This is a genomic window from Enterobacter sp. CM29 (genome assembly GCF_013179605.1).
Lineage (GTDB): Bacteria > Pseudomonadota > Gammaproteobacteria > Enterobacterales > Enterobacteriaceae > Enterobacter > Enterobacter intestinihominis.
In genome coordinates, this window is the sequence record NZ_JABMCU010000113.1 from 1 (window position 1) to 14363 (window position 14363).

The following is a 14363-nucleotide window of genomic DNA, read 5'->3' on the forward strand; positions in this document are numbered from 1 at the left end:
TGGCGGAGAAGGGCGTTCGTGATCTCGACGGGCTGAAAAAGCTGATTACACAGCAGGCACCGGGAACCTACACCTTCGCGCATACCTTCCCGACGGGGACACACGCTATGTGGCTCTACTACTGGCTGGCCAGTGCGGGCATTAACCCGTTTGACGACGTGCGCACTGTGGTGGTCCCGCCGCCACAGATGGTGATGAACATGCGCATCGGCAACATGGTCGGGTTCTGCGTCGGCGAGCCGTGGAACGCGCGGGCGATTAACGACCGCATCGGGTTTACCGCCGCCACGTCACAGTCCATCTGGGCCGATCACCCGGAAAAGATCCTCGGCACCCGACGCGACTGGGTGGTGAAAAATCCGCACACCGCACGGGCGCTGGTGAGCGCCGTGATGGAAGCCGCGCGCTGGATCGAGGCGTCAGCGGAAAACAAACGTGAAACCGCGCAGATCCTCTCGCGCCGCGCATGGCTCAACTGCAAGGAACAGTACCTCACCGGACGCATGCTCGGCGAATACGACAACGGGCTCGGTCAGCGCTGGCAGGATGCGCACCCGATCCGTTTCTTCAACGAGGGTGCCGTGAGCTACCCGTATCTCTCCGACGGCATGTGGTTCTTAACCCAGTTCCGTCGCTGGGGCTTGCTCAACGCCGCGCCGGATTATGCGGGCATCGCACAGCGCATTAACCAGACCGCGGTCTGGCAGGATGCCGCGACCGCCGTGGGCGGCATGTCCACACCGTCATCACCGTATCGCAGCAGTACCCTGATGGACGGCACCGTCTGGAACGGCACCGATCCGGAAGGGTACGCCAACCGCTTCGCCATTCACCGTAAAGGGGCCTGAGTATGCAGCATCTGCAAAATACGCAACCACAAGAGAAGTCAGAGAGCGGGGAAGTGATTGTCCTGCCTCCGCTACAGGTTCGCCGTCGTGCGCCAGCGTTTACGCGTCGGATGAATGAGTTTTTACAGCGCGTCATCCCGGCGCTGCTCGGTCTCGGTCTGCTGGTGGTGCTCTGGCAGCTGGCGGCGATAAACAGTAAAGGTTTCCCGACGCCGCTCAGCACGCTCGATTCGGCCATGACCCTGTTTGCCGATCCGTTTTATCGCGACGGGCCAAACGATATGGGCATTGGCTGGAACGTGCTGGCGTCGTTGCAGCGCGTCGCCATCGGCTTCGGTCTGGCGGCGCTGGCGGGCATTCCGCTGGGCTTTTTGATTGGGCGCTTCACCTTTTTCTCCCGCATGTTCAACCCGCTGATCGCGCTCCTGCGTCCGGTCAGCCCGCTGGCCTGGCTGCCTATCGGCCTGCTGCTGTTCCAGAAAGCGGAGCCCGCGTCGAGCTGGACCATTTTCATCTGCTCCATCTGGCCGATGGTCATTAACACCGCCGAAGGGGTGCGCCGTATTCCGCAGGACTACCTCAACGTGGCCCGGGTGCTGCAACTCTCAGAGTGGACCATCATGCGCCGCATTCTTTTCCCCGCCGTGCTGCCTGCGGTGTTGACCGGGGTACGTCTCTCCATTGGCATTGCCTGGCTGGTGATTGTCGCCGCCGAGATGCTCACCGGAGGTTTAGGCATTGGCTTCTGGATCTGGAATGAATGGAACAACCTCAACGTTGAAAACATTCTCATCGCCATCGTCATCATTGGCGTGGTCGGGTTGCTGCTGGAGCAGGGGCTGATGCTGATCGCCCGTCGCTTTAGCTGGCAGGAAAAATAAGGAGTGAAGATGAAACCTTTAATTCAGGTCCAGGCCGTGAGCCAGCGTTTTTCCACCGCCAGCGGCGAGTTTCTGGCGCTGCAAAACGTCTCTTTTGATATCCACGAGGGCGAAACCGTCAGTCTGATTGGTCACTCCGGCTGCGGCAAGTCGACGCTGTTAAACCTGATCGCCGGGATCACGCTGCCGACGGAAGGCGGGCTGATTTGCGACAACCGCGAAATCGCCGGGCCGGGGCCTGAGCGTGCGGTAGTGTTTCAGAATCATTCGCTGCTGCCGTGGTTAACCTGCTTCGACAACGTGGCGCTGGCGGTGGATCAGGTCTTCCGTCGCACCATGAGTAAGGCCGAGCGCAAAGAGTGGATTGAGCACAATCTCGACCGGGTGCAGATGGGCCACGCGCTGCATAAGCGCCCCGGGGAGATCTCCGGCGGTATGAAGCAGCGCGTCGGTATTGCCCGGGCGCTGGCAATGAAGCCGAAAGTGCTGCTTATGGATGAGCCGTTTGGCGCGCTCGATGCGCTGACGCGTGCCCATCTTCAGGACTCGGTGATGCAGATCCAGCAGGCGCTGAACACCACCATCGTGCTCATCACCCACGATGTGGACGAGGCGGTACTGCTCTCTGACCGCGTACTGATGATGACCAACGGCCCGGCGGCCACCGTGGGTGAGATCCTGCGCGTCGATCTGCCGCGCCCGCGCAACCGGGTGCAGCTGGCGGACGATAGCCGCTATCACCACATGCGCCAGCAGATCCTCCATTTCCTCTACGAAAAACAGCCGAAAGCGGCGTAATGAGGGGGCACGATGCGACTGGTCATTATCGGTAATGGTATGGCGGCAACCCGGCTGATTGCATCGCTCACCGGGCGTGTGCCCGGTCGTTTTGCTATCACCGTCATCGGTGACGAGCCGGAGCAGGCGTACAACCGCATCCAGCTTTCGCCGGTGCTGAGTGGTGAAAAGCAGGCGGAGCACATCTGTCTGCACGATGAAGACTGGTACACGGCACGAGGCGTGACGGTGCTGCGAGGAGAAACGGTGCTCGCAGTAGACGTTAACGCGCGTAAAGTGCGTACCTCTGCTCGCACGCTGGGCTGGGATGCGCTGGTGTTTGCCACCGGGTCTACCCCTGTAGTGCCGCCGATCCCCGGCGGCGATGCGCCGCATGTGTTCACCTTTCGCACCCTGGCAGAGACCCGCGCCATCCAGAACCTCTCCGGTCCGGCGGTAGTGCTGGGCGGTGGCGTACTTGGCGTGGAAGCAGCGGCAGCGCTGGCGCGCAACGGTGACAACGTCACGCTTATCCATCGTGGTCCCTGGCTGATGGAACAGCAGCTGGATCAGCAGGCGGGACTGCTGCTTGAAGAGGCGCTGGCGGCGCGGGGTGTTAGCTGTGAATTCGCCTCTGGCATCGCGGCGATTAACGGCAAGAGCGTGACGCTACTCAACGGGCACAGCGTCACCGCCGCGCGCGTGGTGCTGGCCACGGGTGTACAACCCAACGTTGCGCTGGCAAAAGCCAGCGGCATTCACTGCGCGCGCGGCATCGTGGTGGATCACCAGATGCAAACCTCCGTGCCGAATATCTACGCCATCGGCGAGTGCTGTGAAATTGACGGCCAGACATTTGGCCTGGTCGCCCCTTGTCTGGCGCAGGCGGATATTCTCGCCGCGCGGCTGGCCGGGGAGATCACCGCGCCGTTTACCCGGACCGACAACGGCGTGCGTCTTAAGGTGACCGGCGTGGAGCTGTTCAGCCTCGGACGCGCGACGGCGCAGGCGGACGATGTGGTATGGAGTTCATGGGATCCGCTGACCCGTCACTATCGATGTTTACTGATCCATCAGGGGACGCTGGCTGGCGTGCTGCTGCTGGGTGACTGCCGCAGCGCGGCAACCTTTACCGATTTACTGGCAACGGCTGCGCCCGCCCACGCGGACTGGCTGTTCGATCGTTTCACAACGCAACCGCAGGTTGCAGGACAGAACGCTATGACAAAACCTACTCTGGTGGTGGTTGGGCACGGTATGGTCGGCCATCATTTCCTCGAAGACTGCGTTAACCGCAATTTGCATCAGCAGTATCAGATTATTGTTTTTGGCGAAGAGCGCTATGCGGCCTATGACCGCGTGCATCTGTCGGAATATTTTGGCGGACGCAGCGCGGACTCGCTCTCGCTGGTGGCGGGGGAGTTCTTTGCCGATAACGGCATTGAACTGCGCCTCTCGCAGCAGATTGTCGCTATCGATCGTGATGCACACGTTGTGCGTACCGCCAGCGGCCATGAAACCCACTGGGATAAGCTGGTGCTGGCGACCGGCTCGTACCCGTTCGTACCGCCCGTTCCGGGCAGCGATCTGCCGGGTTGTTTTGTCTACCGCACCCTCGACGATCTGGACAACATTGCGGCCCATGCGGCAGGCTCTCGCCGCGGCGTGGTAATTGGCGGCGGCCTGCTGGGGCTGGAAGCGGCGAATGCGCTTAAGCAGCTAGGGCTGGAAACCCACGTGGTGGAGTTTGCGCCGAACCTGATGGCGGTGCAGCTCGACAGCGACGGTGCGGCAATGCTGCGCAGGAAAATTGAGGCGCTGGGCGTAGGGGTACACACCAGTAAATCGACGACGGAGATTGCCACCGCAGACGACGGGCTGGTGCTGCGTTTTGCCGATGGTGAACAGCTGGAAACGGACATGGTCGTCTTCTCTGCCGGTATTCGTCCGCAGGACGCGCTGGCACGCAGCAGCGGGCTGGCTATTGGCGAGCGCGGCGGGATCTGTATTGACGACGGCTGCCGGACCTCCGATCCGGACGTGCTTGCCATCGGGGAATGCGCGCTGTGGGAGGGGAAAATCTTTGGCCTGGTGGCACCGGGCTACCAGATGGCGCGCGTGACTGCCGCTGTGCTGGCGGGTGAGGAGAAGCGCTTCACCGGCGCGGATATGAGTACCAAACTCAAGTTGCTGGGTGTGGATGTGGCGTCGTTTGGCGATGCCCACGGGCGCACGCCGGGGGCGCTGAGCTACCAGTGGACGCACGGGCCGCAGCAAATCTACAAAAAAATTGTGGTCAGTCACGACAGCAAAACCCTGCTGGGTGGCGTGCTGGTGGGCGATGCCAGCGAATACGCCACGCTGGTGCAGATGATGCTTAACGGCATCAGTCTGCCAAAAGAGCCGGAAACGCTGATCTTACCCGCGTCGTCAGGCTGCACGCCGAAAGCGCTGGGCGTGGCGGCGCTGCCGGAAAGCGCGCAGATCTGTTCGTGTCATAACGTCAGCAAAGGGGATATCTGCCAGGCGGTAAGCGCGGGCGCAACGGATATCGGCGCCATTAAGCAGTGCACCAAAGCGGCGACCGGCTGCGGAGGCTGTAGCGCGCTGGTGAAGCAGGTGATGGAGTTCCAGCTTGCGGAGCAGGGCGTGGAGGTGAAAAAAGATATCTGTGAGCACTTCCCGTACTCGCGTCAGGAGATATACCACCTGGTGCGCGTCAACCATATCCGGACCTTCGACCAGCTTATCAGCCGTTACGGACAAGGGCACGGCTGTGAGATCTGTAAACCGCTGGTGGGATCAGTGCTGGCCTCCTGCTGGAACGAATACCTGCTGAAACCGGCGCATCTGCCGCTGCAGGACACCAACGACCGCTACTTTGCCAATATTCAGAAGGACGGAACGTATTCCATCGTGCCGCGCATGCCTGCCGGGGAAGTGACGGCCGACGGGCTGATCGCCATCGGCCAGATTGCGAAACGCTATAGCCTTTACAGCAAAATCACCGGCGGACAGCGTATTGACCTGTTTGGCGCCACGCTCGAACAGTTGCCGGAAATCTGGCAGGCGCTGGTGGAGGCCGGGTTTGAGACCGGTCATGCGTACGGTAAATCCCTGCGCACGGTGAAATCCTGCGTCGGGTCGACCTGGTGTCGCTATGGCGTGCAGGACTCCACCGGCCTTGCGGTCAAACTGGAGCATCGCTACAAGGGGTTACGTGCGCCGCACAAAATCAAAATGGCGGTCTCCGGCTGTACCCGTGAGTGCGCAGAGGCGCAGAGCAAAGACGTGGGGGTGATTGCCACGGACAAGGGCTGGAACCTTTATCTGTGCGGCAACGGCGGGATGAAGCCGCGCCACGCGGATCTCTTTGCCAGCGATCTGGACGACGAAACGCTGATCCGCACCGTTGACCGTTTCCTGATGTTCTACATTCGCACGGCAGATCGTCTGCAACGCACCAGTACCTGGATGGATAACCTGGAAGGCGGCCTCGACTATCTGCGCGAGGTGATCCTCAACGACAGCCTTGGGATCGCCCACGAGCTGGAGCAGGAGATGGCCCGGGTGGTGGAGACCTATCAGTGCGAATGGCAAACCACCCTCAACGATCCTGATCGCCTGGCGCTGTTCCGCACCGCGGTGAATGTCCCTGCCGCGGCGGAGAGCAAGCGCTGGCAGGAAATTTGCGGCATCGATGATATCCCCGAGCAGGCGGGCATCGGCGCGCGGCTTGGCCGAAAACCGATTGCGCTGTTCCGCTTTGGAACGTCCGTTTATGCCCTGGACGACCTGGAGCCGGGCAGCAGCGCGAACGTGCTTTCGCGCGGCATCCTTGGCGATGCAGCGGGCGAGCCGGTGGTGATTTCCCCGCTTTACAAGCAGCGCATACGTCTGCGCGATGGATGTCAGGTGGAGAACGGCGAACCCGTGGTGCGCGCCTGGCCGGTAAAAATTGAAAACGGCAAGGTTTGGGTTGGAAGCCAAGAGCTGGTGATGCGTGCGGAGGCCTCATGACGGAAACCCGTACAACGTGCCCTTACTGCGGGGTGGGCTGCGGCGTGGTCGCCAGTGTGGAAGATGGCGCGGTAAGCATTCGTGGGGATGAAACTCATCCGGCGAACTTTGGTCGCCTGTGCGTAAAAGGATCTGCCCTTGGGGAAACGACGGGGTTGCAGGGACGTCTGCTGCGCCCGGTTGTTGACGGCATGGAGGTGGCATGGCCGCAGGCGCTGGGTGAAGCGGGCGAGCGGCTACGGAAGATCATCAACGAATGGGGGCCGCAGGCGGTGGCGTTTTATGCCTCCGGCCAGCTGTTGACCGAGGATTACTATGCGGCCAACAAGCTGATGAAAGGCTTTATCGGGGCGGCGAACATTGATACCAACTCGCGGCTGTGCATGTCGTCAGCGGTGGTGGGCTACAAACGCGCCTTCGGTGAAGACATTGTGCCGTGCAGCTACGAGGACGTGGAAAACAGCGATCTGGTGGTACTCGTTGGCTCAAACGCGGCCTGGACGCATCCGGTGCTGTATCAGCGGCTGGTGCAGGCAAAACGCAGCAACCCGCAGATGAAAGTGATCGTGATCGATCCGCGCAAAACCGCCACCTGCGATGTCGCTGACCTGCATCTGGCGCTTAAGCCCGGCAGCGACGCCGGGCTGTTTGTAGGATTGCTCAATCTGATTCAGGGGAGCGGCGAGTGGCAGATTCCTCACGTGGCCGCGTTTTGCGATCTGCCTTCAGACGAGATTGGCACCTTCTACGACTGGTTTGTCACTGCGCCACGCGCGATCACGCTCTACACCATGGGGATCAACCAGTCCTCCAGCGGCAGCGACAAGTGTAACGCCATCATTAACGTGCATCTTGCCAGCGGGAAGTTCAATCGTTCGGGCTGCGGCCCGTTTTCGCTGACCGGACAGCCAAACGCCATGGGCGGGCGGGAAGTGGGTGGGCTGGCGAACCAGCTGGCGGCGCACATGAACTTCGAGCCGGACGATCTTTCGCGCGTGGCGCGTTTCTGGAGAACCGAGCGGCTGGCACAAACGCCGGGGCTGATGGCGGTAGAGCTGTTTGACGCGATTGCCCGCGGCGAGGTGAAGGCGGTGTGGATCATGGGCACCAATCCTGCCGTGTCACTTCCCGACAGCCACGCGGTGTGCCAGGCCCTGGCAGCCTGCCCGCTGGTAATAGTATCTGAGGTGATGCAGGAGACGGACACCAGCCGGTTTGCTCATATCCGTTTTCCCGCCCTGGGCTGGGGCGAAAAAGACGGAACGGTGACCAATTCCGAGCGGCGTATTTCGCGCCAGCGCGCGTTTCTGCCTGCGCCGGGCGAGGCCAGACCGGACTGGTGGATCATCGCCCGGATCGCAGAGCAGCTCGGTTATGGCGATGCCTTCGCCTGGGAACACCCTCATGAGATATTTTGTGAACATGCGGCGCTGACGGCGTTTGAAAATAACGGCGAACGGGCGCTAAACCTGCGCGAACTGGCGTCGCTGTCGCGAGAGGCGTGGGACGAGCTGGCGCCTTATCAGTGGCATGCCGGTGATTTCCCGCAAAGAAAGCTTGTACCGGTTGACCCTTCCTCGCATGGGGCAGGCGTCGACGAATTGTACCCCTTGATACTGAATACCGGGCGGATCCGCGATCAGTGGCACACCATGACGCGCACGGGGTATGTTTCGCGCCTGATGCAGCATATCGATGAGCCTTTTATTGAGATGAACGCAACCGATGCGGCGCGCGCGGGGCTGACTGACGACCAGCTGGCGCGGATAAGTTCCCCGCGCGGGGTCATGGTTGCCAGAGTACGTATCTCTACCGCACAGCGTGCGGGCGAGCTGTTTGCGCCGATGCACTGGAACGCGCAGTTTGCCCGGCAGGGGAAGGTCAACGCGCTGGTGGAAGGGCGGGTTGATGCCTGGTCCGGCCAGCCGGAGAGTAAACAAACCGCGGTGAGGATCCTGCCCTGGCTACCCGCCTGGCAGGGGGAGCTGTATGCCCGCGAGTTGCCAGCGCTGCCGCCGTCGGTATGCTGGTGGCGTAAAGCCTCACGTCTGACGGTGGCGGGGGAGCAGCCGTTGCTGTCGTGGGTCATGGCGTACGCCAGCGGTCGGGGCTGGCAGTTACAGGTGGCACAGACGGGAGAACGCAGCAGCGTGCTCGCCTGGCATCACGGCGAGCTGATGCTGGGCTACTGGGAAGGCCAGACGCTGCCGGCGCTGGCGCATGCGTTTATTGAAGAAGCCTTTGCTGCTGCGCCCGTACAACTCGCTGAACGCCACGCGCTGCTGCACGGACAACGGCCGGGCGAAGATGCCGATCCCGGGCGAATTATCTGTAGCTGCTTTAGCGTGGGTGAAAATACGATACGTAAGGCGATAGCCGGAGGCTGTAATTCTGCCGCAGCGCTGGGCGTGAAGCTGCGTTGCGGTACGAACTGCGGCTCCTGCCTGCCGGAGCTGAAAGGGTTGTTGGGATAATAGTGTAAAGGCGTCAGGTGGCGGCTTCGCACCGGCACGAATTTGTAGGTCGGGTAAGGCGAAGCCGCCACCCGACAATTCTGTTCAGGATATTCCTGAAATTTCTGTTAAGACTGGTTTTCAGGGCTTATGGCGTTAACATAATAAGTGTTTGTTCATAAACACAGGTTCTGATTGACGACGTTGAAGGCTGTATCGTCCCGCATCCATTTTTTGCTGTTACTCCCCCTTCTTACGGCTGGAGCCGTTCACGGTGCGCCGAAATCCTTCGTGCAGCAGGCGCAAAACCCGTTTGATAATAACGGCGATAGTCTGCCGGATCTCGGTATGGCGCAACCGACTACCGAAGGCGAAAAGCACCTGGCTGAAATGGCAAAGGCCTTCGGTGAAGCCAGTATGATCGATAACGGCCTGACGGCCGGTCAGCAGGCGCGACAGTTCGCGTTTGGCAAGGTGCGGGATGCCGTCAGCGGGGAAGTCAACGAGCAGATTGAATCCTGGCTTTCCCCCTGGGGTAACGCCAATGTCAATGTACTGGTGGATGACGACGGTAACTTTAACGGCAGCAGCGGAAGCTGGTTTATCCCTTGGAACGACAACACCCGCTATCTGAGCTGGAGCCAGCTTGGCCTGACGCAGCAGACAGACGGGCTGGTGAGCAACGTCGGGATCGGGCAGCGCTGGGTTGCCGGAAACTGGCTGCTGGGCTACAACACCTTTTACGACAACCTGCTGGAAGACAACCTGCAACGTGCCGGACTGGGCGCAGAGGCGTGGGGCGAAAACCTTCGCCTGTCGGCCAATTACTACCAGCCGTTCGCTGGCTGGCAGCCGCGTTCCGACATCCGGGAGCAGCGCATGGCGCGCGGGTACGACGTAACGGCCAAAGCCTGGCTTCCCTGGTTTCATCACCTGAACACCAGCGTCAGCTTTGAACAGTATTTTGGCGATAACGTCGATCTGTTTAACAGCGGTACGGGGTATCACAACCCGGTTGCGGTCAACCTGGGGCTGAACTATACCCCCGTTCCGCTGGTCACCCTGACGGCTGCCCATAAGCAGGGGGAGAGCGGCGTTAGCCAGAATAACCTCGGGCTGAAGCTCAACTATCGCTTTGGCGTGCCGCTGGCGAAACAGCTTTCCGCCGGGGAAGTGGCGGCGACGCGCTCGCTGCGGGGCAGCCGCTATGATTCACCTGAGCGTGATAATCTGCCCGTGATGGAATTCCGTCAGCGTAAAACCCTCTCGGTCTATCTGGCCACGCCGCCGTGGGATCTTAAGCCAGGCGAAACTGTGATGCTGAAGCTGCAAATTCGCAGCACGCACGGTATCCGTCAGATCCACTGGCTGGGTGATACCCAGGCGCTCAGCCTGACCTCACCGGCAAACAGCAACAGCAGCGATGGCTGGAGCATAATCATGCCCGCCTGGAACGACGCGGAAGGGGCGAAAAACGAATGGCGGCTTACGGCCGTGGTGGAAGATAAGGATGGGCAGCGTGTCTCCTCCAATGAGATCACGCTTTCCGTGGTGCAACCGCTCGTCGCAATGCCTGCCGACGATCCACGGTGGAAGTTGCTGCCGGATGAGTAAGTTAAAAAATGCGCTCCTGATGCACCCAGACGGCGGCTTCGACGCGGGATTTTAACTTCATTTTCTTCAGCATGTGTTTGACATGCACTTTGACCGTGCTCTCGGTGATGTCCAGACGGCGGGCGATCATTTTGTTCGGCAGACCCTGAGCAATCAGCTTCAGAATGTCGCGCTCGCGCGGGGTCAACTGGCTGACGTCACGGTCAGACGTGGCGCGGTTCGCACGCAGGCTGGCGGCCAGTACCGGCGTTAACGCTTCACTCAGCACCATCTCGCCTGCGGCAGCCTGTTGCAGCGCCTTGAGCAGATCTTCTGGCTCCATATCTTTCAGCAGATAGCCGTCTGCCCCCCGCTTGAGGGCGGTGACCACGTCTTCTTCATGGTTTGAGACGCTGAAGACCACCACCCGGCCAGAGAGGGATTTCTCCCGCAGCTTGTCGAGGGTTTCCAGGCCATTCATGCCCGGCATGTTGAGATCGAGCAAGATCAAATCAGGATCGAGCGATTCGGCAAGTTCAATACCCTGTTCGCCGTTGCTGGCTTCCCCGACGACGGTGATATCGGGCGCCATGCTGACAAGCTGTTTAACGCCAGTGCGCAGCATCGGATGATCGTCAATCAACAGGATAGATGCCGGTTCCTGATTAGTCATGGTTTTCTCCTTGAGCAGTTATGAGGGGCTTTTCGGGTATAAAGGTGACCACGACTTCGGTGCCACCTGACTCTCCCCGGCGAACCTGGCAATCACCGCGCAGGCTTTGCGCGCGGTCTCGCATGATGATTAAACCATAATGGTTCGTTCGTTCGGCATTTTCCGGCACGCCGCGGCCGTTATCCTGAACCCTGAGCTTCACCTGATTATCCTGGCAGCTGACGGTGACCGTGACGGCCGTCGCCTCGGCATGCTTAAGCACGTTGCTCAGGGCTTCACGGGCAATTTGCAGCACATGGATCGCCTGGTGAGAGGGGACAAAACGCGGTGGCAACTGGTAATCCAGCTTCACCGGGAAGCCCAGCCTGGCACTAAATTCCTGACAGCTGGACTCCAGCGCAGGGCGTAGCCCCGGCTCGGTGAGCTGTAAACGGAAGGTGGTCAGCAGCTCGCGAAGCTGAATCCACGAGGTGTTAAGCTCGTTGCGGATCTGGCTGAGCAGCTGTTTGCTGCTCTCGGGCATGCCTTCGTCCTGCATTTGCAGGCAACTCACCTGCATCTTCATGCAGGAGAGGGACTGGGCGATGGAGTCGTGCAGCTCGCGGGCGATGGTGGCGCGCTCCTCCATCACGATCAGCTGCTGCTGTTTCTCCTGGTGACTGTCGAGCGCCAGCGTGGCCGTGAGCTGCTCTACAAGAGTATCGACCAGCTGCTGCTGGTCGTGGCTCAGATGACGTCCGGCGGGCAGGGTGGCCAGCAAAATACCGTACTGGGTATGGCTGTCCATCAGCCGCCACTTGAGGGTCGTGCCGCTGGTGGTAAGCGGCGGCAAGCCGCGCGGGCAAAGATGACACCCTTTATCGTCGCAGGAGACGTCCGACTGACAGGTAAATTCCTGATGGTTTTCCTCATCTTCAACGTCATAAACCCGTAGCTCAAGATCGTGGAGCAGAGTCAGGTTTTGCAGGCCGTTCAGTACCGGCGAGAGACGCTCGCAAAGCGGTACCTGCATATGCAGGCGACGGTTCGCCTGCCAGAGGAAAGAGAGGATCTCGTTTTTCTGCTCAAGCCCGGCGGTTTTCTCCTGAACGCGTTTTTCCAGTACCGCGTAGCTTTCAGATAGCTCCGCCGACATGGTGTTGAGCGCCTCGCCGAGCATCGCCATTTCGTTGCGCCCGCTGATGTGCGTGCGTTGGGTAAAATCGCGCTGTGTGACGGCGCGGGCCATCGCCAGGAGTTGCTTCCAGGGGTTAAGCAACCGCGCGCGCAACCAGATAACCGTGAAAATCAGCAGCAAACCCATAAACAGCGCCATTGCGCGGTGAACCATCACTACGCGGTCAATGCGTAACTCTGTGGTGCGATCGAACGAGGAGACGAGATGATCGATGCGTGAAACAAACCCGGCGACATCCTGGGCGACCGTTTCCCGGTCTTCCGCCCGCTTTAACCCGGGCTCCAGCTGAGTATGCCAGTAGCCCTGAAGCGCCTTAAGCTGAGATTGCTGGCCGTCACGGATGGCGGCTCTTTCCAGTTCAGGGCTGAATGCGGTACGCTCCATTTCGTCGATAAGCGGTTGGTCAGCCTGCGTCAGCGGCACCGACGCCAGCAGCCGGTAACTCTGCATACGTAGCGAGCCTGCCTCGTTGATGGCATGCGCATTACCCTGCACACCCTGTACCAGCCAGCCAGAAATAGCCATGCCGGTCACACCGATAGCGGTGGACAGCAGAACAATAAGCGCCAGCTGGTTAACCAGCGTCAGCGGAGATAAACATCTTTTTAACATAGAGTTGCCGGGCTCCTGACGTGACCTGATTGCAGGAATGGCGCTATTCTGGTGCATACCCTGGAGTATACCCATACCAATAAAGGATTACCTCTAAATTGCCAGAGAGGTAACGGTTAGTGGGTGGACGAAGCAGGGATGCGTCAGCACCGTGAAAAACCACACCTTTTTTACGTTTTGCATCTACTCATTAAGAGTGATGGCTTTTTTTTCGCCGCAAAACCTCCCACTTTTCCTTTGATTTATATCAACTTACCGCCGCCCTAAAGCCCTAATGTTTGCAGCATCATTCGAGAATCAGAGGTGTCTATGAGTCACTCTTCCGCTCCCGAAAGGGAAACTGGTGCCGTTATTACAGACTGGCGTCCAGAGGATCCGGCGTTCTGGCAACAGCGCGGCCACCGTATAGCAAGTCGTAATCTGTGGATTTCCGTGCCATGTCTGTTACTGGCGTTTTGCGTCTGGATGTTGTTCAGTGCGGTTGCGGTTAACCTGCCAAAAGTGGGCTTTACCTTTACCACCGATCAGCTGTTTATGTTGACTGCGTTGCCGTCGCTTTCAGGCGCACTGCTGCGCGTTCCTTACGCGTTTATGGTGCCGGTCTTTGGTGGTCGTCGCTGGACGGCTTTCAGTACCGGGATCATGATCGTGCCGTGCGTGTGGCTCGGTTTTGCGGTGCAGGATACCTCTACACCGTTTAGCGTGTTCGTGATTATCTCTCTGCTGTGCGGCTTTGCGGGGGCGAACTTTGCGTCCAGTATGGCAAACATCAGCTTCTTCTTCCCGAAAGCGAAGCAGGGTGGTGCGCTGGGCATTAACGGCGGTCTGGGTAACATGGGCGTGAGCGTGATGCAGCTGATTGCTCCGCTGGCGATCTCGGTCTCCATCTTTGCGGCGTTTGGCGGCGGCGGTGTGACGCAGCCCGACGGTTCAGTGCTGTTCCTGCAAAATGCCTCCTGGATTTGGGTACCGTTCCTGGTGGTCTTTACCCTGGCGGCATGGTTCTTCATGAACGACCTGTCCGCGTCCAAAGCGTCCCTGAGCGAGCAGCTGCCGGTTCTGAAACGTGGCCACCTGTGGGTAATGGCACTGCTGTATCTGGCGACCTTCGGCTCGTTCATCGGTTTCTCCGCAGGCTTTGCCATGCTGTCGAAAACCCAGTTCCCGGACGTACAGATCCTTCAGTTTGCCTTCTTCGGTCCGTTTATTGGCGCGCTGGCACGTTCGCTGGGCGGGATGATCTCCGACCGTCTGGGCGGAACGCGCGTTACGCTGGTGAACTTTGTATTGATGGCCATCTTCTGTGCACTGCTGTTCCTGACGCTGCCT

Annotated in this window: 9 protein-coding genes; 7 read left to right on the forward strand and 2 right to left on the reverse strand. The window is 59.9% G+C overall.

Annotated elements, in window-relative coordinates:
• From HP459_RS14520 to HP459_RS14545, 6 genes are all read left to right on the forward strand, one after another.
• Positions 1-848 (forward strand): CmpA/NrtA family ABC transporter substrate-binding protein (locus tag HP459_RS14520; RefSeq protein ID WP_171936384.1); only part of this gene is annotated, 848 nt, incomplete at its 5' end.
• A gap of 2 nt (positions 849-850) precedes the next feature.
• Complete coding sequence (gene ntrB / locus HP459_RS14525) at positions 851-1729, forward strand: nitrate ABC transporter permease (protein ID WP_022648369.1); 879 nt, start codon at positions 851-853, stop codon at positions 1727-1729.
• Between the two features lie 9 nt (positions 1730-1738).
• The gene (locus HP459_RS14530; RefSeq protein WP_042715167.1) at positions 1739-2527 is read left to right on the forward strand and encodes an ABC transporter ATP-binding protein; all 789 of its coding nucleotides are present in this window, start codon (positions 1739-1741) and stop codon (positions 2525-2527) included.
• Positions 2528-2539: 12 nt separating this feature from the next.
• Complete coding sequence (gene nirB, locus HP459_RS14535; RefSeq protein WP_171936385.1) at positions 2540-6526, forward strand: nitrite reductase large subunit NirB; 3987 nt, start codon at positions 2540-2542, stop codon at positions 6524-6526.
• On the forward strand, positions 6523-9000 hold the full coding sequence (locus tag HP459_RS14540; protein ID WP_171936386.1) for a nitrate reductase: 2478 nt from the start codon (positions 6523-6525) through the stop codon (positions 8998-9000). The genes nirB and HP459_RS14540 overlap by 4 nt, the downstream gene beginning before the upstream one ends.
• Positions 9001-9174: 174 nt before the next feature.
• Positions 9175-10593, forward strand: a complete 1419-nt coding sequence (locus HP459_RS14545) for a YchO/YchP family invasin (protein ID WP_058646426.1) — start codon at positions 9175-9177, stop codon at positions 10591-10593.
• 1 nt (position 10594) lies between these two features.
• On the opposite strand, the gene narL is transcribed toward HP459_RS14545, so the two are convergent.
• Positions 10595-11245, reverse strand: coding sequence for a two-component system response regulator NarL (gene narL, locus HP459_RS14550; RefSeq protein WP_003856701.1), 651 nt, complete (start codon positions 11243-11245; stop codon positions 10595-10597).
• Positions 11238-13034: a nitrate/nitrite two-component system sensor histidine kinase NarX gene (gene narX, locus HP459_RS14555; RefSeq protein WP_171936387.1), complete on the reverse strand. Its 1797-nt coding sequence runs from the start codon at positions 13032-13034 to the stop codon at positions 11238-11240. Before narX ends, narL begins: the two co-directional genes overlap by 8 nt.
• A 309-nt stretch (positions 13035-13343) precedes the next feature.
• Between narX and HP459_RS14560 the strand changes: the two genes are divergently transcribed.
• Positions 13344-14363: NarK family nitrate/nitrite MFS transporter (locus HP459_RS14560; protein ID WP_171936388.1), on the forward strand; the 1020-nt coding region annotated here is incomplete at its 3' end.